This is a genomic window from Streptomyces sp. NPDC057474, from assembly GCF_042802555.1.
Lineage (GTDB): Bacteria > Actinomycetota > Actinomycetes > Streptomycetales > Streptomycetaceae > Streptomyces.
Genome location: NZ_JBHVDX010000038.1, coordinates 36,954 through 56,141, shown reverse-complemented (window position 1 = coordinate 56,141; position 19,188 = coordinate 36,954). Strand labels below are relative to the sequence as shown.

20 protein-coding genes and 1 pseudogene are annotated in these 19,188 nt (G+C 71.6%); 12 read left to right on the top strand and 9 right to left on the bottom strand.

Translation table 11 applies throughout. The annotated features are described in order from the left end of the window. Positions 1–41 precede the first annotated feature (41 nt). Positions 42–788 (bottom strand): SAM-dependent methyltransferase, encoded by a 747-nt coding sequence (locus ACFU53_RS14175; protein WP_383990704.1) that lies wholly within the window; start codon positions 786–788, stop codon positions 42–44. 449 nt (positions 789–1,237) lie between these two features. Between ACFU53_RS14175 and ACFU53_RS14170 the strand changes: the two genes are divergently transcribed. Beyond that, positions 1,238–2,023, top strand: a complete 786-nt coding sequence (locus ACFU53_RS14170; protein ID WP_383990701.1) for a sulfite exporter TauE/SafE family protein — start codon at positions 1,238–1,240, stop codon at positions 2,021–2,023. 166 nt (positions 2,024–2,189) lie between these two features. On the opposite strand, the pseudogene ACFU53_RS14165 reads toward ACFU53_RS14170, so the two are convergent. The 3 genes and pseudogenes from ACFU53_RS14165 to ACFU53_RS14155 form a co-directional block, all read right to left on the bottom strand. Further along, a pseudogene (locus tag ACFU53_RS14165) lies at positions 2,190–2,558 on the bottom strand (aquaporin family protein); the annotation flags it as partial. A gap of 146 nt (positions 2,559–2,704) precedes the next feature. After that, a complete protein-coding gene (gene rox, locus ACFU53_RS14160; protein ID WP_383990716.1) occupies positions 2,705–4,135 on the bottom strand; it encodes a rifampin monooxygenase in 1,431 nt (476 codons plus the stop codon). 303 nt (positions 4,136–4,438) lie between these two features. Further along, complete coding sequence (locus ACFU53_RS14155) at positions 4,439–4,672, bottom strand: hypothetical protein (protein WP_383990699.1); 234 nt, start codon at positions 4,670–4,672, stop codon at positions 4,439–4,441. Between the two features lie 182 nt (positions 4,673–4,854). Here ACFU53_RS14155 and ACFU53_RS14150 point away from each other — a divergent pair, with 182 nt between their 5' ends. From ACFU53_RS14150 to ACFU53_RS14140, 3 genes are all read left to right on the top strand, one after another. Then, the gene (locus ACFU53_RS14150; RefSeq protein WP_383990696.1) at positions 4,855–5,943 is read left to right on the top strand and encodes a glutamate--cysteine ligase; all 1,089 of its coding nucleotides are present in this window, start codon (positions 4,855–4,857) and stop codon (positions 5,941–5,943) included. 365 nt (positions 5,944–6,308) lie between these two features. Further along, the gene (locus tag ACFU53_RS14145) at positions 6,309–8,036 is read left to right on the top strand and encodes a SpoIIE family protein phosphatase (RefSeq protein WP_383990693.1); all 1,728 of its coding nucleotides are present in this window, start codon (positions 6,309–6,311) and stop codon (positions 8,034–8,036) included. 164 nt (positions 8,037–8,200) lie between these two features. Then, complete coding sequence (locus ACFU53_RS14140; RefSeq protein ID WP_383990692.1) at positions 8,201–8,635, top strand: ATP-binding protein; 435 nt, start codon at positions 8,201–8,203, stop codon at positions 8,633–8,635. A gap of 4 nt (positions 8,636–8,639) precedes the next feature. Here the strand turns inward: ACFU53_RS14140 and ACFU53_RS14135 are convergent, their stop codons facing one another. Genes ACFU53_RS14135 through ACFU53_RS14125 form a run of 3 tightly spaced genes read right to left on the bottom strand, consistent with a single transcriptional unit; the run spans position 8,640 to position 10,349 of the window. Continuing rightward, positions 8,640–9,098: an ATP-binding protein gene (locus tag ACFU53_RS14135; protein ID WP_383990689.1), complete on the bottom strand. Its 459-nt coding sequence runs from the start codon at positions 9,096–9,098 to the stop codon at positions 8,640–8,642. Positions 9,099–9,146: 48 nt separating this feature from the next. After that, the gene (locus ACFU53_RS14130) at positions 9,147–9,449 is read right to left on the bottom strand and encodes a DUF5133 domain-containing protein (protein ID WP_383990686.1); all 303 of its coding nucleotides are present in this window, start codon (positions 9,447–9,449) and stop codon (positions 9,147–9,149) included. A gap of 60 nt (positions 9,450–9,509) precedes the next feature. Continuing rightward, positions 9,510–10,349 (bottom strand): SigB/SigF/SigG family RNA polymerase sigma factor, encoded by an 840-nt coding sequence (locus ACFU53_RS14125; protein WP_383990683.1) that lies wholly within the window; start codon positions 10,347–10,349, stop codon positions 9,510–9,512. A 385-nt stretch (positions 10,350–10,734) separates the two neighbouring features. Between ACFU53_RS14125 and ACFU53_RS14120 the strand changes: the two genes are divergently transcribed. Continuing rightward, entirely contained in the window at positions 10,735–11,562 is an 828-nt protein-coding gene (locus ACFU53_RS14120) for an RNA polymerase sigma factor SigF (protein ID WP_383990680.1), read from the top strand. A 116-nt stretch (positions 11,563–11,678) separates the two neighbouring features. After that, the gene (locus ACFU53_RS14115) at positions 11,679–12,083 is read left to right on the top strand and encodes an STAS domain-containing protein (protein WP_383990678.1); all 405 of its coding nucleotides are present in this window, start codon (positions 11,679–11,681) and stop codon (positions 12,081–12,083) included. Between the two features lie 178 nt (positions 12,084–12,261). On the opposite strand, the gene ACFU53_RS14110 is transcribed toward ACFU53_RS14115, so the two are convergent. After that, entirely contained in the window at positions 12,262–12,738 is a 477-nt protein-coding gene (locus ACFU53_RS14110; RefSeq protein ID WP_383990675.1) for a MarR family winged helix-turn-helix transcriptional regulator, read from the bottom strand. A gap of 156 nt (positions 12,739–12,894) precedes the next feature. Between ACFU53_RS14110 and ACFU53_RS14105 the strand changes: the two genes are divergently transcribed. From ACFU53_RS14105 to ACFU53_RS14080, 6 genes are all read left to right on the top strand, one after another. After that, a complete protein-coding gene (locus ACFU53_RS14105; protein WP_383990672.1) occupies positions 12,895–14,079 on the top strand; it encodes a PP2C family protein-serine/threonine phosphatase in 1,185 nt (394 codons plus the stop codon). An 80-nt stretch (positions 14,080–14,159) separates the two neighbouring features. After that, on the top strand, positions 14,160–15,059 hold the full coding sequence (locus ACFU53_RS14100) for an STAS domain-containing protein (protein WP_383990669.1): 900 nt from the start codon (positions 14,160–14,162) through the stop codon (positions 15,057–15,059). Beyond that, positions 15,056–15,496, top strand: coding sequence for an STAS domain-containing protein (locus ACFU53_RS14095; protein ID WP_383990666.1), 441 nt, complete (start codon positions 15,056–15,058; stop codon positions 15,494–15,496). The genes ACFU53_RS14100 and ACFU53_RS14095 overlap by 4 nt, the downstream gene beginning before the upstream one ends. Then, entirely contained in the window at positions 15,496–15,936 is a 441-nt protein-coding gene (locus ACFU53_RS14090; protein ID WP_383990713.1) for an anti-sigma regulatory factor, read from the top strand. The genes ACFU53_RS14095 and ACFU53_RS14090 overlap by 1 nt, the downstream gene beginning before the upstream one ends. After that, entirely contained in the window at positions 15,936–17,006 is a 1,071-nt protein-coding gene (locus tag ACFU53_RS14085; RefSeq protein WP_383990663.1) for a SpoIIE family protein phosphatase, read from the top strand. The genes ACFU53_RS14090 and ACFU53_RS14085 overlap by 1 nt, the downstream gene beginning before the upstream one ends. Continuing rightward, positions 17,003–18,748: a PP2C family protein-serine/threonine phosphatase gene (locus tag ACFU53_RS14080; protein WP_383990661.1), complete on the top strand. Its 1,746-nt coding sequence runs from the start codon at positions 17,003–17,005 to the stop codon at positions 18,746–18,748. Before ACFU53_RS14085 ends, ACFU53_RS14080 begins: the two co-directional genes overlap by 4 nt. Here ACFU53_RS14080 and ACFU53_RS14075 read toward each other — a convergent pair. Further along, positions 18,741–19,166 carry a MarR family winged helix-turn-helix transcriptional regulator gene (locus tag ACFU53_RS14075; protein WP_383990658.1) on the bottom strand — a complete coding sequence of 142 codons (426 nt, stop codon included), beginning with the start codon at positions 19,164–19,166 and terminating at the stop codon, positions 18,741–18,743. The two genes, ACFU53_RS14080 and ACFU53_RS14075, sit on opposite strands and share 8 nt — an antisense overlap. Positions 19,167–19,188 lie beyond the last annotated feature (22 nt).

Below are 19,188 nucleotides of genomic sequence, written 5' to 3'. Positions count from 1 at the left end.
GGTGCGGGCAGCATGCTGCCCGCACCCGCACTGATCGACCGTCAGCGGCCCATCAGTGCGAAGACTCCCCAGCCGAGGTACTCACGCTCGTACCGCGCGTAGCGGGCGGGTGTCGTGGCCAGCTCGGTCCGCACCTCCGCGGCCAGTTCGTCGTCGGGGTTATGGTCCAGCCAGCGGCGGAGATTGAACCACTGTGCCGCCCGGTACCGGTCCCAGCTGTCCTGATCGGCCAGCACCATTTCCACGAGGTCGTAGCCGAGGTCGGCGAACTGCTCGATCAGCTCTGGAAGCAGCCCGAACTCGGCCCTGCTGCCGGCGTGACAGGCTTCGACGGCCTCCTGATTCGGTGGTTCCCGACGCCAGAACGGCTCGCCGATCAGCATCAGGCCGCCGGGCCGAAGACTGCGGCCGAGCAACTCGACCGTGCCGATCAGGCCGCCTCCGATCCAGGTGGCGCCGATGCACGCGGCGAGATCGACCGGCTCGTCGGTGACATGGCCGGCGGCATCGCCGTGGATGAAGTCGACCCGGTCGGCCACACCCAGCTCGGCGGCGCGGGTGCGGGCACGCGCGGTGAACACCGTGCTGATGTCCACCCCGGTCCCGGTGATGCCGTGGTCACGAGCCCAGGTGATCAGCAACTCGCCCGATCCACACGCGAGATCGAGCGCGCGCGTCCCGGGTGCCAGGTTCAGCGCCTGGCCCAGGGTGGCGAGCTTGTCACTGGTGAACGGGTTGTGGATGCGGTGACTGCTCTCTTGGATGGTGATGAAGCGTGGAAGATCCACTGGCGGGAATCCTTGCGTTCGATGAGGTCATGGCGTTCACGGAGGACGGTCGGCCGTAGCTGACCGACGTTGCCTGGACCGTCATCAGATGCACCCCGCTAAAACGTGTGGACCTTGACCGTGGGGAGGCTAGAGCGATCTGGCCCCAGGTGTCCATCGATTTCGGTCGGCTGTATCCGCGTGCACCAGCCGCGCGACGGCCGGGACCGTGCTGCCGCCCGCGGGCCGTGGCCCGAGCCGACCACCCCAGCGGCACCTCCCATGAACGAGGAGCGAGACTCGGCCCTCTTGTCGGCGCAGTTCCGGATGACGACTCGACCGGCATGTGTACCGTTCGACGGGCGAAAGCCCGGGACCACATGAACATCTCGTTGCAGACCGCCCCGCTGCCCACCGGGGCGCCGATACTGGCCGGGCGATCTAGGAAGCGGGGGATGCGGAGGGCGACGGTGGACTGGACAGTGCTGGCAGGGCTCGCCGCCGGCCTGCTGATCGCGACCGTGACCGCCCCGGTCGGCGTCTCCGGCGCGGTGTTCCTCCTCCCGGTCCAGCTGAGCGTCTTCGGCGTGCCCAACCCGGCGGTCACCCCGACGAACCTGCTGTACAACGTCGTCGCCGGCCCCGGCGCCCTGTGGCGCTACCGCCACGACGGAGCCCTGCGCGGCGATCTCACCCGGCGCCTGGTCCTGGGCACCCTGCCGGGTGTCGTCCTCGGCGCCGCCATCCGCGTCTTCGCCCTCCCCGGTCCCGACGTCTTCCGCCTCCTGATCGCCACCCTGCTGCTGCCGCTCGGCCTGTGGCTGTGCCTACGGGCCCTTGCCCCGGCCCACCACCACCCGCCGCCCGCAGGCGAGTTGCCGCCACGCACGCTGACCGGCCTCGCTCTGGTGGTCGGAGTGGTCGGCGGCATCTACGGCATCGGCGGCGGTTCCCTCCTCGGCCCGATCCTCGCCGGACGCGGCCTGCCCGTCGCCCGTGTGGCCCCGGCAGCGCTCGCCGCCACCTTCGCCACCTCCCTGGTCGGCGCCGCCGCCTACACGCTGCTGTCCTGCGTGAGCTCCGGAGACGTGGCCCCCGACTGGTGGCTCGGCCTCGCCTCCGGCACCGGCGGACTGATCGGCGGCTACCTCGGCGCCCGCCTCCAGCCCCGCCTGCCCGAACGAGCCCTACGCCTCCTGCTCGGCACCCTCGCCGCAACCCTCGGAGCCTTGTACGCCGCCCAGACACTGAGCTGAACCCGGCCGCGGCCCCGCCCACCCCCACAGCGGGGCAGCAGCACTCCGCACGGACTCCGCCTCTGTGCCGGGCAGGATCCCGCGGACTCCCGCTCCTACGGCTGGGACCTGTCGGACCTCGTCGTCGCGGGCCCGCCGCCGAACACCACCACCTGCGTCCTGTGACTCATTCGGCCGATCGTCCGGGCATGAAGATGAGCGCGACCAACGCCAGCCCGACCACGCCGCCGACAAGTTGTACGCCGATGAACCCCGCCGGCGAGCCGGGAGCGATGCCCGCGAAGGTGTCGGTGAAGGTGTCGGTGAAGGCGCGGCCGATGGTCACCGCCGGGTTGGCGAAGGACGTGGGCGACGCGAACCAGTAGGCGGCGCCGATGTAAGGGGCGACGGCCACGGGGGCGAACTGCAGACGGTCGGTACGGTTGAGGCCGAAGATCAGCAGGGTCAGACCGGCCGTCGCGACGACTTCGCCGAGCAGCAGATGCCCGGCGGAGCGGTCGTGGGTGGACCACTTGATCAGTGGCTCGGCGAACAGGAGAGGTGGACGGCCGGAACTGCGCGTAGTGGTCCTCGGGGCGGTACGGGCGTACTGCGGGAGGCGAAGTCATCGCAGCATCCTCCGCGCTGCGGAACGGTCCCGACAACCGTCCGAGCGACCGCGCCTCCCCCGTACGACCGCGCTCAGCCCGCGGCGGCGCCGAACCACTGTGGGAGTCGCTCGAGCAGTTCCCGCTGGTCCTCGCCGGCCCATGCCACGTGGCCGTCGGGGCGCAGCAGCACCGCGGGCGCGTCCAGGTCCTCGGCGGCGTCGACGACGTGGTCGACCCGGTCCGCCCAGCCCGCCACCGAGAGCCGGCCGGTCTGGTCGAGCAACAGGCCGCGGCCCTCGTGCGTCAGCTCGTACAGGCGGCCCCGCTTCAGCTGCAGGTCCCGCATCCGTCGGCCGAGCAGGTCGTGGCCCTCGCCGAAGTCGTAGCGGACGTCGACCGCGGTGATCATCCCGGTCACGTACCGGTTCACCTCCTCGAAGTCCATCAGCTTCGAGAACAGTTCCCGCAGCGCGGTGGCGCCCGGATCGGTCCCCAGCAGCGTGATCTGCGCGCGGGTGTTGTCCAGCACGCGGGCGCCCACCGGGTGCCGTTCGGCGTGGTAGCTGTCGAGCAGCCCCTCCGGTGCCCAGCCGTTGACCGCGGCGGCCAGCTTCCAGCCGAGGTTGAACGCGTCCTGCACACCGAGGTTGAGCCCCTGCCCGCCGGTCGGCGGGTGGATGTGCGCCGCGTCGCCGGCCAGCAGCACCCGGCCGACCCGGTAGCGCTCGGCCTGCCGGGTGGCGTCGCCGAACCGGGACAACCAGCGAGGTGAGTGCACACCGAAGTCGGTGCCCGCATGGGCCCGCAGCTGCTGCTTGAACTCATCGAGGGTCGGCGCGGTCGTACGGTCCTCGGCGACGCCCTCGGCGGGTACGACCACACGGTAGTTCCCGTCCCCGAGGGGGGTGACGCCGAACCGCAGTTGGGTCTTGCGGACTTCCTCGACGACGGCGGCCACCGTCGCCGGGTCCGCGGTCGCCCCCATGTCGCCCAGCAGCGTCTCGACCGTGGCGGGCCGGCCGGGAAAACCGACCCCGAGCAGCTTGCGCACCACACTGCGGCCGCCGTCGCAGCCGACGAGATAGCGGGCACGCAGGTGCGTGCCGTCCGCCAGCTCTGCGGTCACGCCGTCCCCGTCGGCCTGACTCAACCCGACCAGTTCGCGGCCACGCCGGATGTCGGCGCCGAGTTCGACGGCGCGCTCGAGGAGCAGCCGCTCGGTGACCGGCTGCGGGGTGGCAACGCCGTACGCGTGCGCCGTGTCCAGACTGTCCGGCCAGGGTTTCATGATGCCGCCGAAGAGACCGCCGACCTGGAACTTCTCGCTGACCGCGAGGAACCGGTCCAGCAGACCGCGCTGGTCCATCAGCTCGACACTGCGCGCGTGCAGGCCCTGCCCGCGGGACTCGCCCGTCGGTTCGGTCAACTTCTCGAGCACGACCGTTCGCACTCCGGCCAGCCGCAGCTCGCTCGCCAGCATCAACCCGGTCGGCCCGCCGCCGACGACGATCACGTCCATCATCTCAACCCCCATGTACGCAGTTCTCGCTCAGGTCGGCGATTCTGCGGTACGGGCGGGGTCTTGCCGCAAGCCCCCCAGTGCGCTATACGTTGAGAGTGGCAAGGAGTGAGTGACCTCCTTGCCCTTGTCTTTTCCGGTGTCTTTTCCGGTGTCTTTTCCGGCCGGTGTGGCCGGACACCCCGTTCCTCGGCGCTTCCTCTCCCGCCGGTTCGCGTGACGGCCTCGACCGTGCCCACAATGGCGCTGTGCCGGGAACGGAGTGTCCGATGTTCTCCCGAACCGCGGGCGGCCCGGGACGGGCCGTCAGTCGCTCAGGCGTCGGCGCAGGAGCTGCTTGCCGAAGTCGGCGCCCTTCCGGCTGTCGGCCTGCGCCTTGCGGAACAGCTCGACCACCTCGGTGTCCTTCTCCCGCTCCGCGTCCTGGATGTACGACTCGAGGCGCAGCGCGTTGTTCAGGCAGGCCTCGACGTACCAGATCAGGTTGTAGTCCTTGTCGGCGGTACCGGTCACGCGGCCGGTCTCGGTGGTGCTGGTCACGTTCTCCTCCTCCGTGTCGCGGACTGGGGCCGCGCCTGCCCGGCACGGCTCCCGAAGCGCCGCACGGGTACCCGGACCGTCGCCGCGTACACGGACACGGCTCGCCCGCCGCCCGGTGAGGTGTCCCGGCGTCGTCCGAGGGCACACGGCTGTCACCACCTAGCGCAGAAGGGCCAGATGACGTGCGTACCGTCGGAGTGGAAGAGGAACTCCTCCTGGTCGATCCCGAGACCGGCGAGCCGCAGGCGCGGGCTGCCGCGGTGCTCGCGCGGGCCGCGCAGGAGGGGGCGGGGCAGGACGTGTTCGAGAAGGAGCTCCACGACGAGCAGGTGGAGTTCGCCACCCACCCGCAGTCGTCGATGGCCGACCTGGGGGCCGAGATCATCCGCTGTCGCAAGGACGCGGCGCGCCATGCCGAGGGGCTCGGCAGCGCGGTCGTGGCGCTGGCCACGTCGCCGTTGCCGGTGAGCCCGACGATCACCATGAACAGCAGGTATCTGTGGATGGCGCGGGAGTTCGGCCTGCCCACGCAGGTGCAGCTCGTCTGCGGCTGCCATGTGCATGTGTCCGTCGAGTCCGACGACGAGGGTGTCGCCGTCCTGGACCGTATGCGGCCGTGGCTGTCCGTCCTGACGGCCCTGAGCGCGAACTCGCCCTTCTGGCAGGGCCGGGACAGCCAGTACTCCAGCTACCGCAGCCAGGTGTGGGACATGTGGCCGATGGCCGGGCCGGCGGACGTCTTCGGCTCGGCGGAGCGGTATCACCAGTGCGTCACGAACTTGATCGCCACGGGGGTCGTCCGCGACGAGGGCATGATCTACTTCGACGCGCGCCTGTCCCAGCGGTATCCGACCGTCGAGATCCGGGTCGCGGACGTCTGTCTGCACCCCGACACCGCGGTCCTCGTCGCGGCCCTCGCCCGGGGGCTCGTGGAGACCGCGGCGCGCGAGTGGCGGGCCGGCCTGGAGCCCCTCGGGCACAGCGCGGGACTGCTGCGCCTGGCCACCTGGCGGGCCGCCCGCTCCGGTACGTCGGAGAACCTCCTGGACCCCGTGACGATGCGGCCCCGGCCCGCCGTCGAGGTGATCGGCGCACTGCTCGACCATGTCGAGGAGGCCCTCGTGGACAACGGTGACGCCGAGCGGGCCCGCGACGCCGTCGCCGAGCTGATGGGGCGCGGCAACGGGGCCCGGGTACAGCGCGAGGTGATGGAGCGGACGGGGAGCCTGCGCGAGGTGGTCACGGCGTGCGTACGGCACACTCAGGCCTGAGACCGGCGGGGCTCACGCCGCTGGGCGTGAGACCGGTGAGGCTTACTCTGCCGGGCGTGAGACCGGTGGGGCTTACTCTGCAGGCCTGAGTCCGCAGCCTGAGTCGGCAGGCCTGAAGGCGGCGGCGTGAATGCGGCGGCGTGAATGCGGCGGCGCGCGCGTAGGACGCGGGCTGTGCCCGACGCGTCGCCGTTCGTGCGCGGCGCGCGGCGGGCCGCAGGGCGTGAGACATACTCCCACCTGCGGTCGGAGGCTTTTGCGCGTAGGTCGTCGGGGACGGGGTAATGCGTGCAGCACGTGCGGCGGATCCGTCCCCCGGCGCATGCGACAGTCCCGTCCGCGACCGGAGTCGGAGGAGCCCGAACATGAGCGCGTGGAGTCCGGATCACATCGAACGGCAGCCGCCCGGCCCGGCTGTGCGGTCACCGGACGGTCTGCCCGATCTCCTGCACGCCGGCATGTACGTGGTGGACGACAACGGTGCCATCGTCTCGGTGAACGCCCGGACGGAGGCCCTTCTCGACCGCACGGCCGGCGAACTCGTCGGCCGCGACGCCCACGACCTGCTGCACCGCGACCACCTCGGGCAGACGATGCCCCGAGCGTCGTGCTCGATGATGCAGGCGTTCCTCAGCGGCCGTACGGGCGGCGGGGACAGCGAGTGGTTCCGGCGTGGAGACGCCACGCTGCTGCCGGTGACCTGGCTGGTCACACCGTGCCGGCTCGACGACGGCGCGACCGGCGCGGCGGTCCTCTTCTACGAGAGCGACCCGGGGAACAGTGTGACCCCGGCCGCCGACTCGCCGACGCTGTCGCAGCTCGACCGGCTGGCGCTGCTCGCCGAGACGACGACCCGGCTGACCTCCACCCTGGACTCCGACGAGGCGGTCGCGCGCCTGGTCCGGCTGGTGGTGCCACGGCTGGCGGACTGGGCGATCGTGGACCTGATCACCGAGAGCGACGACGTCTGGCGGACCACGGTGGCGACCCACCGCGACGGCGTCGTGGTGCGGCGCGAGGAGTTGGAGGGCCCGCTGCCGCCGGTGCACGAGGAGTCCTTCATGCCGCTGTCCCGGGCCTTGCGCGGCGCGGCGTCGGCGCTGGCCGGGCCCGAGACCTACCAGGGGCCACCCGATTCGGGGATCGCGGTCGCACAGCAGAAGCTGTTCCAGGAGACGGGTCTGCGCTCGGCGGCGATCGCGCCCATCCGCGGGCCGCGCGCGGTGCTCGGCGCCCTCACGCTGGGCCTCAGCGACCGGCCGGGGACCTTCGCCGATGCCGAGCTGTCCCTGTTGGAGGACATCGCCCGCCGGGCCGGGCTGGCGCTGGAGAACGCACGGCTGTACCAGCGTCAGCGGCACATCGCGGAGACCATGCAGCGCCATCTGCTGCCCCAGATGCCGGAGGTGCCGGGGCTGCGGATGGCCGCGCGTTATGAGTCGGCGTCGGAGTCCTCGCAGGTCGGCGGCGACTGGTACGACGTGTTCTCGCTCCCCGACGGGTCCACGGCCGTGGCCATCGGGGACGTCGTCGGGCACAACATCGACGCGGCAGCGGGGATGGCACAGGTCCGCAACATGCTCCGGGCGTACGCCTGGGCCCTGGAGGAACCGCCGAGCTCGATCGTGGAGCGGCTGGACCAGGCCGTGGTGAACGTGGCCGAGGCGTCCATGGCGACCCTGATCTTCGGCCGGGTCGAGCGGAGCGACGAGGAGTGGGCGCTGCGGTGGACCAACGCCGGTCATCCGCCGCCCCTGCTGATCACCCATGACGGCCGGTCCCGGTTCCTGGACGAGGAGCACGACCATCTGCTCGGCACGGGCCTGATACGGGCGCGCACCGACACGCTCACCCCGCTCCCGCCGCTGTCCACGCTCGTGCTGTACACGGACGGTCTGATCGAGTCGCCGGGGCACACCCTCGACCGGGGCCTGGCCCGGCTGCGCCAGCACGCGGCGGCGCTCGCCCACCGGCCCCTGCATGTGTTCTGCGACCTGCTCCTGGAGCGCGCCCGTCCCGTCGACAACGACGACGACGTCGCCCTGCTGGTCATCCGGACGCCGGCCGGGGGCGGTGAGCCCGGTGACCGGTAGAGCGCCGACACCGGGCGGGGGCCCCGGAGGAACACTCTCTTCTCCAATACCCCACACATCCCTACGCTTTCGCACGCGTAGCCGCTCTCCGCGCGGGAAACACGAGCGACGGAGGAGAACGCGACATCGCGTCCGCCTCAAGCAGCCGAGCCGGGGAAGACGAGATGGCAACAGAGCCACGTAGGGACGACAAACTGCCTGCCGAGGAGATTTACGACAGCCACGCCGCCTTCGACGGAGCGCTCGGCGACGTGACGGGGGCCCGTGCGGCCGCCGAGGGGTTCCTGGGCGCCCTCGCGCGCACCTCACCGCCGGCGGCCGTCGAGCACTGGGACGACATCCTGCTGGTGGTCACGGAGCTGGCCGCCAACGCGGTGCAGTACGCTCCGGGGCGCTTCGAGCTGACGATGCGTCGCACTCTCGACGGGGTCCATGTGACGCTGGGAGACACGAGCACGACATCGCCCGCGCCGCGCCCCTTCAGTCCCAGCAAGGGCGGCGGCGGCATCGGCTGGTATCTGATCCACACGCTGTGCGACGAGGTGAGCGTGGTGGTACACGACCACGGCAAGGACGTTCACGTCTTCCTGCCCTGGTGAAGCGTCAGGCCAGCGGCACCGACACGTTGATCGTCTTGCCGCCGGCCGCGCGGCGCTCGACGTCGACCGCGCTGGACAGCCGGTTGATCAGCGGCCATCCGTATCCGTTGCCCTCGTGGGCGCGGGGCAGCACGCCGGGCCCGTGGAGGCCCACGGGCACGGCGGCGCTGTAGTCCCGCACGCTCAGCCGCACGCCCTCAGGCGTGAGGGCGACGTCGAAGCCGGCGACGCCGCCACCGTGCCGGAGTGCGTTCGTGACCAGTTCGGAGACGACGAGAATGAGATCGATCATCGACTGCTCGGTCGGCGGCCCGTCCGAGGAACGCCACCGCTCCCCCACGAACGCCCGCACGTAGCGGCGGGCCGCCGCGGCGGTGGTGATGGCCACCGGCGGCCACACCGCCCGGGCGGAAGGTCCCTCCACGGGAGCGGTGTCGTGGTTCACGAGCGGGTGGCGTTCCATCGGCATCATGGTGTGTGCGGGGTCGACGACTCGGGACAGCTCGGCTCATCACTGTTCATGAAGCGCCGCATACCCGCTCGCGCCCGGACCATGGCTGTCGAGTTCCGCGGGGAGTCCCACGCGGTTCCCGCACAGCTCCGCGGTCGCGGTCGCCTGCGCGGCGGCGAGCTGCCCGCGTGCCGTTTCCAGGGCCTGGCGAAGGTCGCGGGTGCCCGTGGACACGCACAACGTGTACGCCAGGTCCTGCGCGCGGCGAGCGGTCTGGGGATCGTTCTGCTCGCCCTCATGGGCCACGAGTGACTCGTACTCCTCGACGAGCCTGCGCAGGGTCGCGGGATGGGGCATCAGCATCTGTTTCGCTCCTGGATGATCTGACGACGACAGGTGGCGGAGGGATGAGGCGGCAGAGGCTCAGGGAGACGGCGTGGTCCGGCCGAGGGCCTCCTCGCGGACGCGGGCGCAGCTGCGGCTGATGAGGCGGGAGACGTGCATCTGGGAGATGCCGAGGCGGTCGGCGATGCGGTTCTGCGTCATGTCCTCGAAGAAGCGCATGTAGAGGATGGCGCGCTCGCGTTCGGGCAGTCGGCGCAGCCCTTGCTTGACCGCCTCCCGGTCCACGACGACGTCGTACGCGGTGTCGGGCGCGCCGAGGGTGTCGGCGAGGCTGTAGCCGTCGTCGCCGGAGGACATCTCGGCGTCCAGCGACAGGGCGCTGAAGCTGTCGAGCGCCTCCATCCCGGCGTTGACCTCTTCCTCCGTGAGCCCCGCGAGGGCGGCGATGTCGGCGACCGAGGGCTCGGCGGCGCCACCGGAGGTCTGGCTGAGTTCGCGGCGCGCCACACGTACCTTGTTGCGGAGGTCCTGGACCCGCCGCGGGACGCGGAGCGTCCACATCCGGTCGCGGAAGTGCCTCTTGATCTCGCCGGTGATGGTGGGCACGGCGTAGCTCTCGAACGCCCCCCGCTCGGGTTCGTAGCGGTCCACCGCCTTGACCAGGCCCATCGCGGCGACCTGGCGCAGGTCCTCCAGCGACTCGCCGCGGTTGCGGAAGCGCCCGGCGATGCGGTGCGCCATGGGCAGCCAGGCCCGGACGAGTTCGTCTCGTACGTGGTCGCGTTCGGGTCCCGCGTCCATCGCCGTGAGCCGGGCGAAGGCGGTGGCGGTGTCGGGGGCGTCGTCGTGCGTCCTCCTGTCGGGGGTTCCGGGACGAACGGACGTGCCTGAGCCGTTTGCGGACACATTGACCAGCATGGGAAATCGCTCCTGAACGACGCTTTCAGGGACTTGCGGCGGGGAACGGTGGGTGGGCGACCAAGGCCCGTGCGCGGAAGACCGCTCCCGCCGGCGTGCCTCCGATCCGGAGGCGTGGAACTCCGCTTGCCCCGCGATTCCGTGGACAAACGACGATGCGGGCATTCGTCGTGACGGATCGCCAGCCCCGGTGGTCCCCCCGCCGTCGGGGGTGGCGGCGACTTCCGGCCAGAGTGGGGAGCAACACGGTCCCTTTCGCGGCCGAGTTGGACTGAGTCGCGGATAGCGGGGCAAGCGTGGGGTGGCAGCAAGGCTTCAGGCGAGAGGGGTGGACAGCATGGCAGCCGTGACGGCACGTACAACGGCCACGGCACGGGGGAGGGTCATGACCGACGGGGTGGGCCTGCCCCTGATCGAGGACCCGTCGCAGGTCAGGCCGAAGGACGCGCGGGAGATGTCGCGGCAGTTCTTCGACCGGCTGGCCATGTTGGACGAGGGCACGCACACGTATCAGTACGTGCGCAACACGCTCATCGAGATGAACCTGTCGCTCGTGCGGTACGCGGCCTCGCGCTTCCGCGGCCGTGAGGACTCCCTGGAGGACATCGTCCAGGTCGGGACCATCGGGCTGATCAAGGCCATCGACCGGTTCGATCTGTCCCGGGAGGTGGAGTTCACCACGTTCGCCGTGCCGTACATCGTCGGCGAGATCAAGCGGTTCTTCCGGGACACAAGCTGGGCGGTGCATGTGCCGCGACGGCTGCAGGAGGCGCGGGTGGAGCTGGCCCGCGCGACGGACGAGCTGCAGTCCCGGCTGGGCCGGATGCCGACGACGCGTGAGCTGTCCGAGCTGATGTCCCTGTCCGAGCAGGAGGTCGTCGAGGCGCGCAAGGCGTCCAACGGCTACAACACCTCCTCGCTCGACGCGGCGCTCACCTCCGACGGCGGCGAGGACGGCGACGCCGTGCTGGGCGACCTCATCGGCGAGGAGGACCCGTCGCTGGAACTCGTCGAGGACTTCCACTCGTTGGCGCCGCTGATCGCCGAGCTCGACGACCGTGAGCGGCGCATCCTTCATCTGCGGTTCGTGGAGGAACAGACCCAGTCGCAGATCGCCGAGCAGCTCGGGGTGTCCCAGATGCATGTGTCCCGGCTGATCAGCCGCATCATCAAGCGGCTGCGCGCGGGGCTGCTGGAACCCGGAGTCGCCTGATCGGGGCCCGTGTGTAGGGACGATTCGCGGGTATGCGCACGGGCGCATCGCCGGGCGATGCGTCGAATCCGTGAATCGGGCACCCGTCCCGATCGGTAGCGCCTGTGGAGGCTCTCGTGTCCGTTGCCCAGAATCCCCTGTCCATCAAGGTCGATCTGCCTCGGGACGACGCCGTGCTGCTCACGATCGAGGGGGAACTGGACATCGACACGGCGACCGAGCTGCAACATCACCTGGCGAACCAACTGCGCCACGGCCGACGGCATTTCCTGTTGGACGTGTCGGCCGTCCCGTTCATGGACTCGTCCGGCATGAACATCATCCTGCGGACGTATCAGGAGGTGCGGCGGATCCCGGGCGGCGTGTACGTCATCGCCCCGGCGCCGGCCGTGCGGCGGATACTCGATCTCACCGGCGTCAGCCTCACCGTGGCCACGGTGGACAGCGTGGACGAGGCACTGGCCGCCGTGGACTCCGGGCAGGTCGCCCGGCACCCGGACGAACCTCCGGCGGAGAAATAGCCGTTGCCAACGCGCCGACCGGCAGCGCCACTTGGCGTAATCCGTCGGCGCGGCGGGGCGCTTGCACGGCCAACAGTTGTCGTTTGACAACTATGGCCGGAAGCAACAGAGTGAGCCGGGGCCAGAGCGTGGGAAGGGTTGGGATGAGGCTGTCGGACCGGGATCGGGTCCGCGGCGGTCAGGCGCTCCGGGCGTCGGTGGCGTCGCCCTCGTGGATCTGTGCCGCAGCGGCGGCGCAGAACGCCTCCAGCCCCTCCAGCAGCACGGTCCGCTTCCCGGCCGGCATCTGCTCCAGCACGGACCGCAGGGCACGTTCACGGCGGGCACGCACGTCCACCAGGAAGGACCGTCCGCGTCGGCTGAGCCGCAGACACAGCTCGCGTCTGCTGGCCGTACTGGCGTGGCGCTCGACGAAGCCCACCGCTTCCAGGCGGTCGCACAGCCGGCTGGTGGAGGGTGGCGTGGAGCCGAGGGCGTCGGCGAGCATCCGCAGATTGATGCCGTCGCTGTGCTCCAGGATGAACAGCACGCGGATCTGGGAGGCGGACACCGGCGCCGTCGAGGCGCGCCCCCACAGGACCTCCAGCAGCTCGGCCGCCTCGGAGGTCACTCGCGCCACCTCGTCCGGCCGCGGCTGCGAGGCGGAGGAAGTCACGCGCCCACTCTTGCAGGCTTCTCGAACACTGTCAGCCCGCCAGGGCACACAAAGCACGCATAACCCCAGTTACCTCTGCTCAAGTACCGACGGACGGCGTCCGCGGCAGCGCGGGAGCCGCGCCGTCGCTGTGGAAAGAATGGCGTATCCGACATCGTGAACAGATTCGTGGCAGCCGAACGAGCGCTTCGCTCCGCTGCTCCGCACCACCTGGTGGACGCGGTCCGCGACGTACTGAGCGACGACTGGTCGGCGTGGGACGTCGAGCTCTATCTGGCCGACTACTCACTCACCGCGCTGCGGCCCGTTGCCACGCACCCGAACCCGCCGGAGCCCCTGCCGATGCACGGCGGTCCGACCGGCCGGGCGTTCGGGGCGCAGGAGCCGTACGTGGAGAAGCACGCCGACGGGCGGGTGCGGGTGCATCTGCCGGTCACCGTGCGCGGTGACCGGCTGGGCGTGCTGCGCCTGACTCTGCCGTCGGCCGCGCACGCCGACGAGTGCCTCGCCGAACTGGCAGAGCTCGCCCAGGTTCTGGGACACGAGCTGGTCGTCGCGGAGCGGGACACCGATCTCTTTGTCCGGGCGCGGCGCTCCAGCCGTCTGACCCTGGCGGCGGAGATGCAGTGGCAGCTGCTGCCGGGCCGTTCCTCCACGTGCCCCGAGTACGCGCTCGGCGGCCAGCTGGAGCCCGCCTACGCCATCTTCGGCGACAACTTCGACTGGTCCGCCGACGCCGACCACCTGATGCTGTACATCACCAACGGCATGGGCGAGGGCATCGAGGCCTCCCTGCTGACCAATCTGGGGATCAACGCGCTGCGCAACGCCCGCCGGGCCGGCATCCCCATCGCCGACCAGGCGGCCCTCGCCGACCAGGCCGTCCACGCCCAGTACGGCGGAGCCCTCCATCTGTCGGTGCTCCTGCTGGATCTGGACCTGGCCACCGGGCGCCTGCAGGTCGTCGACGCGGGCTCCCCGCGGATGCTGTTGCTGCGCGACCGGACCGTCGGCTCGGTCGCCCTCGACGCGCAGCTGCCGCTGGGCATGTTCGAGGAAACGGACTACATCGCCCAGGAGTTGACGATCGAACCGGGCGACCGGCTCGTCTTCGTGAGCGACGGGGTGTACTCCGTCGCCACGCCCGGTGGGGAGACGTACGGGGAACGGGCGCTGGCCCGGGCGGTCAACGCCACACGTCTGCTGCCCCCCGCCGATGTCCCCGGCGCGGTGCTCAGGGAGCTCTCAGATCATCGCGGCACGCCCATGGCGGACGACGACGCACTCGTGGTCTGTCTCGACTGGTTCGGCCGAGGGGAGGCCGGCCGGCCCCACCGATGAAATCGCCCACCAGTCGTTTCCCGAAGCCCACCAGTCGTTTCCCGAAGCGGGGAGGCGCGCCAGCATGTGAGGAGACACCCGTGCCGGAACAGGACACGGCAGGCCAGCAGGTGACACCGGCGCAGGAGGTGGCGGACTTCCTGCGCAACCGCCAGGAACAGATCGCTCAGCGATGGGCCGACGCCGCACTGTTCCGTACCGTTTTCACCCACTCCCGCGACGAGGCGGTGGAGGCGGGCCGAGCCGTGGTGGACGCGCTCGCCGCCGTGGCCGCCTCGGACAGCGTCGAGGACGCGGAGTCCGGCGGCTTCCACGTCGTTCGCGAGCAGCTCGCGCGGACGGCCGCCTCCCGGGCGCGGGCCGGTTCCAGCGTCACGCAGATCTCCGCCGAGGTGGACGCGCTGCGGCCGTCCGTCACCGAGCTGCTCGTCGCCGAGTTCGCCGCCGCGCCGGCCACGCACCTGCGTGAGTGCACCACGACCCTGACGGTCCTGATGGGCACCCTGCGTCTGGTGGTGCTGGAGACGGCGCTCAGCGAGGGCGAGGAGCTCATCCACCGCCAGCGGCTGCAGCTGATGGAGGTCGCCACGCCGGTGATCAGCCTGTGGGAGGGGGTTGTCGCCGTCCCTCTGATCGGCACGCTGGACAGCGCGCGCAGCCAGGTGGTGATGGAGCGGCTCCTCGACTCGATCGTCGAGCAGCACGCTCGGTTCGCCATCCTGGACATCACCGGGGTCCCGACCGTCGACTCCCTGGTGGCCCAGCACCTCATGAAGACCGTGGCGGCGGCGCGGCTGATGGGAGCCGAGTGCATCGTCTCCGGCATCCGGCCGCCGATCGCGCAGACCATCGTCCATCTGGGCATCGACCTCAGCTCGGTGCTCACCCGCACGAGCCTCGCGGACGCCCTGGCCTACGCGTTGGGGAAGCTGGGCACGGACATCGTGTCCCGCGACGGCGCCGGTTCGGGGCACAGGTGAGCGGCGATCTCTTCGCCGCGTACGGCGGACCGTCCTCGTACGGGGCACCCGTACCCGTGCTCAAGCTCGGCAGCGTCCTCCTGGTGTCGCTCCAGGGCGATCTGCACGACGGCGCGGCGGAGCAGCTCCAGCAGGACATCAGCGACACGGTCGCGCGCAGCGGCGCCACGGGTGTCGTCATCGACCTCTCCGGTGTGGAGATGGTCGACTCGTTCCTGGGCCGGGTGCTCGGCGACATCGCCGCCCAGACGAGTCTGCTCGCCGCCGCGACGGTGGTGGCGGGCATGCGCCCGGCCGTGGCGATCACGCTGGTGGAGCTGGGTCTGACCCTGCCGGGACTGCGTACCGCGCTCAGCACCGAGGACGCGCTGCGCCTCCTCGGCGAACCGGACCCGACCTTCCCCCGCCGAGGGCACGCCCGCCAGGAGAGTCCGTGATGCAGACCGCCGGCGGCATCTCCGCCTGCCTGCCGATCCACTCGGACCTCGATCTGGTGTGGGTACGTCAGCATGTGCGGCAGGCGGCCGCCCAGCTCGGCTTCGGTCTGGTCGAGCAGACCAAACTCGTCACCGCGGCCAGCGAGCTGGCCCGCAACACCCTGGTCCACGGCGGCGGGGGCCAGATGGAGTGCGCTCCGGTGGACAGGGGCGGCGCACGGGGTCTGCGCCTGGCGTTCAGCGACGAGGGGCCCGGCATCGCGGACCTCGACCAGGCCCTCCTCGACGGCTACACCTCCGGCGAGGGCCTGGGGATGGGGCTGGGCGGCGCCCGGCGGCTGGTCCACGAGTTCGCGATCGACAGCCGCCCCGGCTCGGGCACCACGGTCACGGTGACGTCCTGGATGTCGGGTGCGCCGCGCCCGCGCGAGGAGCGGTGATGCCGCGCGTCTGGGAGGTTCCGGTGCACGACTCGACCCGGGTGCGGGACGCCCGGGTGGCCGCCGAGGCCGCGGCGGCGCGGGCCGGGCTGGACGAGGGCCGCGCCGCCGGTTGCGCGCTGGTGGCCACCGAGCTGGCGACCAATCTGCTCAAGCACGCCGGTGGCGGGCTGATACTGCTGGACGTCGTGTCCCGCCCCGCGCCGGAGCGGGCGGACGGCGCGGCCCCCATGGTGCAGATCGTGGCGATCGACCACGGGCCGGGCATGCGTGACGTGGCGGGCGCGCTGCGTGACGGTTTCTCGACGACGTCCTCGCTCGGCGCGGGCCTCGGCACCTGCCGCCGGGTCGCCGACGACTTCGACCTGCACAGCACGGTCGGCCGGGGCACCATCGCCCTGGCGCGGCTCGGCGCCCGGCCCGGACGCCGGGGCGGCCCGGCCCCCTCCCCCGCCCCGGCCGTGCGCGCCGGAGGCGTCAACATCCCCTTCGCCGGCGCGGACTTCTCCGGCGACGCCTGGGCCTGGGTCCGGACGGGCGACCTCACCACGATGATGCTGGCCGACGGCCTGGGCCACGGCCTGGCGGCGGCCCGTGCCTCCTCGGCGGCCGTGGAGCAGCTGTACCGCGCACCCGAACTGCCTCCCGCACAGCTGCTGCGGCGGCTGGAGGGCGCGCTGCGTGACACCCGGGGCGCGGCCGTCGCCGTCGCCCAACTCGACGTCGCCGCAGGACAGTTGCTGTTCGCCGGCATCGGCAACATCGGGGCGCGGCTGCGCACCGGCGCGAACTGGCAACCGTTGCTGTCGCGGCCCGGCATAGTCGGCGCCCACCGGGCCGCCCGTCTCCCGCAGCACGAGGTGGCCTGGGGGGACGACTGCCTTCTCGTGCTGCACAGCGACGGCCTGCCCAGCCGCTGGAGTCCGGGCCCCGCCGCCCACAGCCCCTCCCTCGACCCCGCTGTGATCGCCGCCGTGATCGTGCGCGACGCGAGCAGCCCCGCCCGGCCGGTACGCGACGACACCACCGTCGCCGTACTGAGCCCCTCCCCGTCGGACCGCCTCCCATGACCCGTACCTGGCATGTCAGTTCCGTCACCGACGCCGCGCGGGCCCGTATCGCCACCGCGCGGCTGGCCACCTCGTACGGGGTCGCCCCGACCGACCGGGCCCGGCTGGTGTCCGTGCTCACCGCGCAGCTGCGGCAGTGCCTCACCAAGGGAGGCGCGTGGCTGCTGACCGCGCGGGCCACCACGGCGCGGCCCGGCGGCAGCCGGTTCCTGGTCGAAGTGACGTCGGCGAACCGGCGGCCGGGGGAGTTCCGGCAGCCGTGGCGGCTGACGGTCACCTGCTCGGAAGAAGCGCGGCTGCCGGACAGCGAGCATGTGGCCGGTGATCCGGTGACGTTCGCGGAAGCCCTGTTCGGGGCCGACGAGGACGCCGCGCTGCTGCTGGAGAAGCTCGACGAGCAGGAGGCGCTGGTCGCGTTCCATCGCGAGGAGCTGCACCAGACCAACCAGGGTGTCCTGGCCCTGCACGCCGAGCTGGACGCGGCCGGTGTCGCGCAGCGCGAACTCTTCGCCGCCGAGCAGAAGGCGCGCAGGGAGGCCGAGAACGCGCGCGGTCGGCTCACCTTCCTCGCCGACGCCAGCGCCGCCCTGACCGCGTCCCTCAACCCCGACGCGATCGTGCGGCTGCTGCCCACCCTCCTGGTGCCCCGGTACGCCCGCACCGCCGACGTATGGCTGTTCGACGGGGAGGACGACGTGGCCCGCGGCGGCCCGCGTCCGGCCGCCGCCGTCGTCGCGGCCCGCCGCGGGCGGCCCCAGTACGCCGCCGACCACCCCGGCGGACTGCCCGGAGTCGACGACCAGCCGCCCTCGGCGCTCGACCCCACCCGGCCGCTGCTGTGTGTACCCCTGATGACCCGGCGCGCGCCCCTGGGCGTGCTGACGCTGTCACCGCCCGACGACGAGCGCTGGGACGCCGACGACGCCTTCATGCTGATCGAGCTGGCCCGGCGGGCCGGTGTCGCCCTGGAGAACGCCCGGCGCTTCGAGCACAACCGCGACATCGCCGAGACCCTGCAACGCGCCCTGCTCACCGAGTTGCCCACCACCCCGGGACTCCGACTGGCCGCGCGCTATCTGCCGGCCACCCGGGGCCTGAACATCGGCGGCGACTGGTACGACGCCTTCCGCCAGCCCGACGGCAGCCTGATCACGGTGATCGGCGACGTCACCGGGCACGGTCTGCACGCCGCGGTGATGATGAGCCAGTTGCGGACCGCGCTGCGCGCCTACGCGGTGGAAGGAAAGACCCCCGGCCAGCTCCTCACCCATCTCCATCTGTTCCTGCACCATCTGCAGCCCGACCTGTACGCCACCGCCGTCATCGCCCGGTTCCATCCGCAGGAGCCCACCCTCACCTGGGCCGCCGCGGGACATCCGCCGCCGGTGCTGCGCGCGCCCGACGGGCAGGTGCGGATCCTGGACGCCAAGCCCGGCGCGATGCTCGGCATCCCCCTCCGCCAGGAGATCGCCGACCACACCGTCCCGTTGCCGGCCGGCTCGACCCTGGCGCTCTACACGGACGGACTGGTGGAACGCCGGGCCCAGGGCATCGACCCGGGCATCGAACAGTTGGCCACCACGCTCGGAGCGCTCCCGCCCGCCACGCTCGACGACGACCTCGAGGAATCGGCCGACCAGCTCCTCCACCCCTTGCTGGACGACGAGCACGAGGACGACGTCTGCCTGCTGCTCTGCCATGTGCACAGCGACGCGGGGCGCGTCACGGCGCAGCTCACCTGACGGGTGCCCCCAGAGCGCGCAGCACCTGCTCGACACGCGCACGTTCCGCCGGTGGCATCGCCGCCAGGGCGTCGCCGAGACGTGCCGACAGGCGCTCGGTGACGGCACCGAGGAACCCGTGTCCGCGCTCTGTCACCACCAGACGCACCTCGCGCCGGTCGTCGACCCGTACGCACCGCTGGAGCAGGCCGGCCGCTTCGAGTCGGTCACAGAGCCGACTGGCCGTGGGCAGCCCGACACCGAGCTGCTCCGCCAGGGCTGTCAGGTTCAGCTCGGGGCCCCGGCGCACCGCCCGGAGCGCCAGGATCTGTCTCGGGGACAGCCGAGGGGTGACGTCCTCGACGGCCGAGAACCAGAGCGGCACCAGGCTCTCCACCGCGTCGAGAACCTGCCGGTCGAAGTCGGCGGGGCCGGTCATGCGGGGGGCCTACCCGAAGTAC

Bases quoted from the DNA above. Each gene is read 5' to 3' on its own strand.
- ACFU53_RS14075 (WP_383990658.1), bottom strand. From the start codon at position 19,166: ATGACCGGCCCCGCCGACTTCGACCGGCAGGTTCTCGACGCGGTGGAG.
- ACFU53_RS14140 (WP_383990692.1), top strand. From the start codon at position 8,201: ATGGCAACAGAGCCACGTAGGGACGACAAACTGCCTGCCGAGGAGATT.
- ACFU53_RS14135 (WP_383990689.1), bottom strand. From the start codon at position 9,098: ATGGAACGCCACCCGCTCGTGAACCACGACACCGCTCCCGTGGAGGGA.
- ACFU53_RS14145 (WP_383990693.1), top strand. From the start codon at position 6,309: ATGAGCGCGTGGAGTCCGGATCACATCGAACGGCAGCCGCCCGGCCCG.
- ACFU53_RS14080 (WP_383990661.1), top strand. From the start codon at position 17,003: ATGACCCGTACCTGGCATGTCAGTTCCGTCACCGACGCCGCGCGGGCC.
- ACFU53_RS14085 (WP_383990663.1), top strand. From the start codon at position 15,936: ATGCCGCGCGTCTGGGAGGTTCCGGTGCACGACTCGACCCGGGTGCGG.
- ACFU53_RS14125 (WP_383990683.1), bottom strand. From the start codon at position 10,349: ATGCTGGTCAATGTGTCCGCAAACGGCTCAGGCACGTCCGTTCGTCCC.
- ACFU53_RS14120 (WP_383990680.1), top strand. From the start codon at position 10,735: ATGACCGACGGGGTGGGCCTGCCCCTGATCGAGGACCCGTCGCAGGTC.
- rox (WP_383990716.1), bottom strand. From the start codon at position 4,135: ATGATGGACGTGATCGTCGTCGGCGGCGGGCCGACCGGGTTGATGCTG.
- ACFU53_RS14090 (WP_383990713.1), top strand. From the start codon at position 15,496: ATGCAGACCGCCGGCGGCATCTCCGCCTGCCTGCCGATCCACTCGGAC.
- ACFU53_RS14130 (WP_383990686.1), bottom strand. From the start codon at position 9,449: ATGCTGATGCCCCATCCCGCGACCCTGCGCAGGCTCGTCGAGGAGTAC.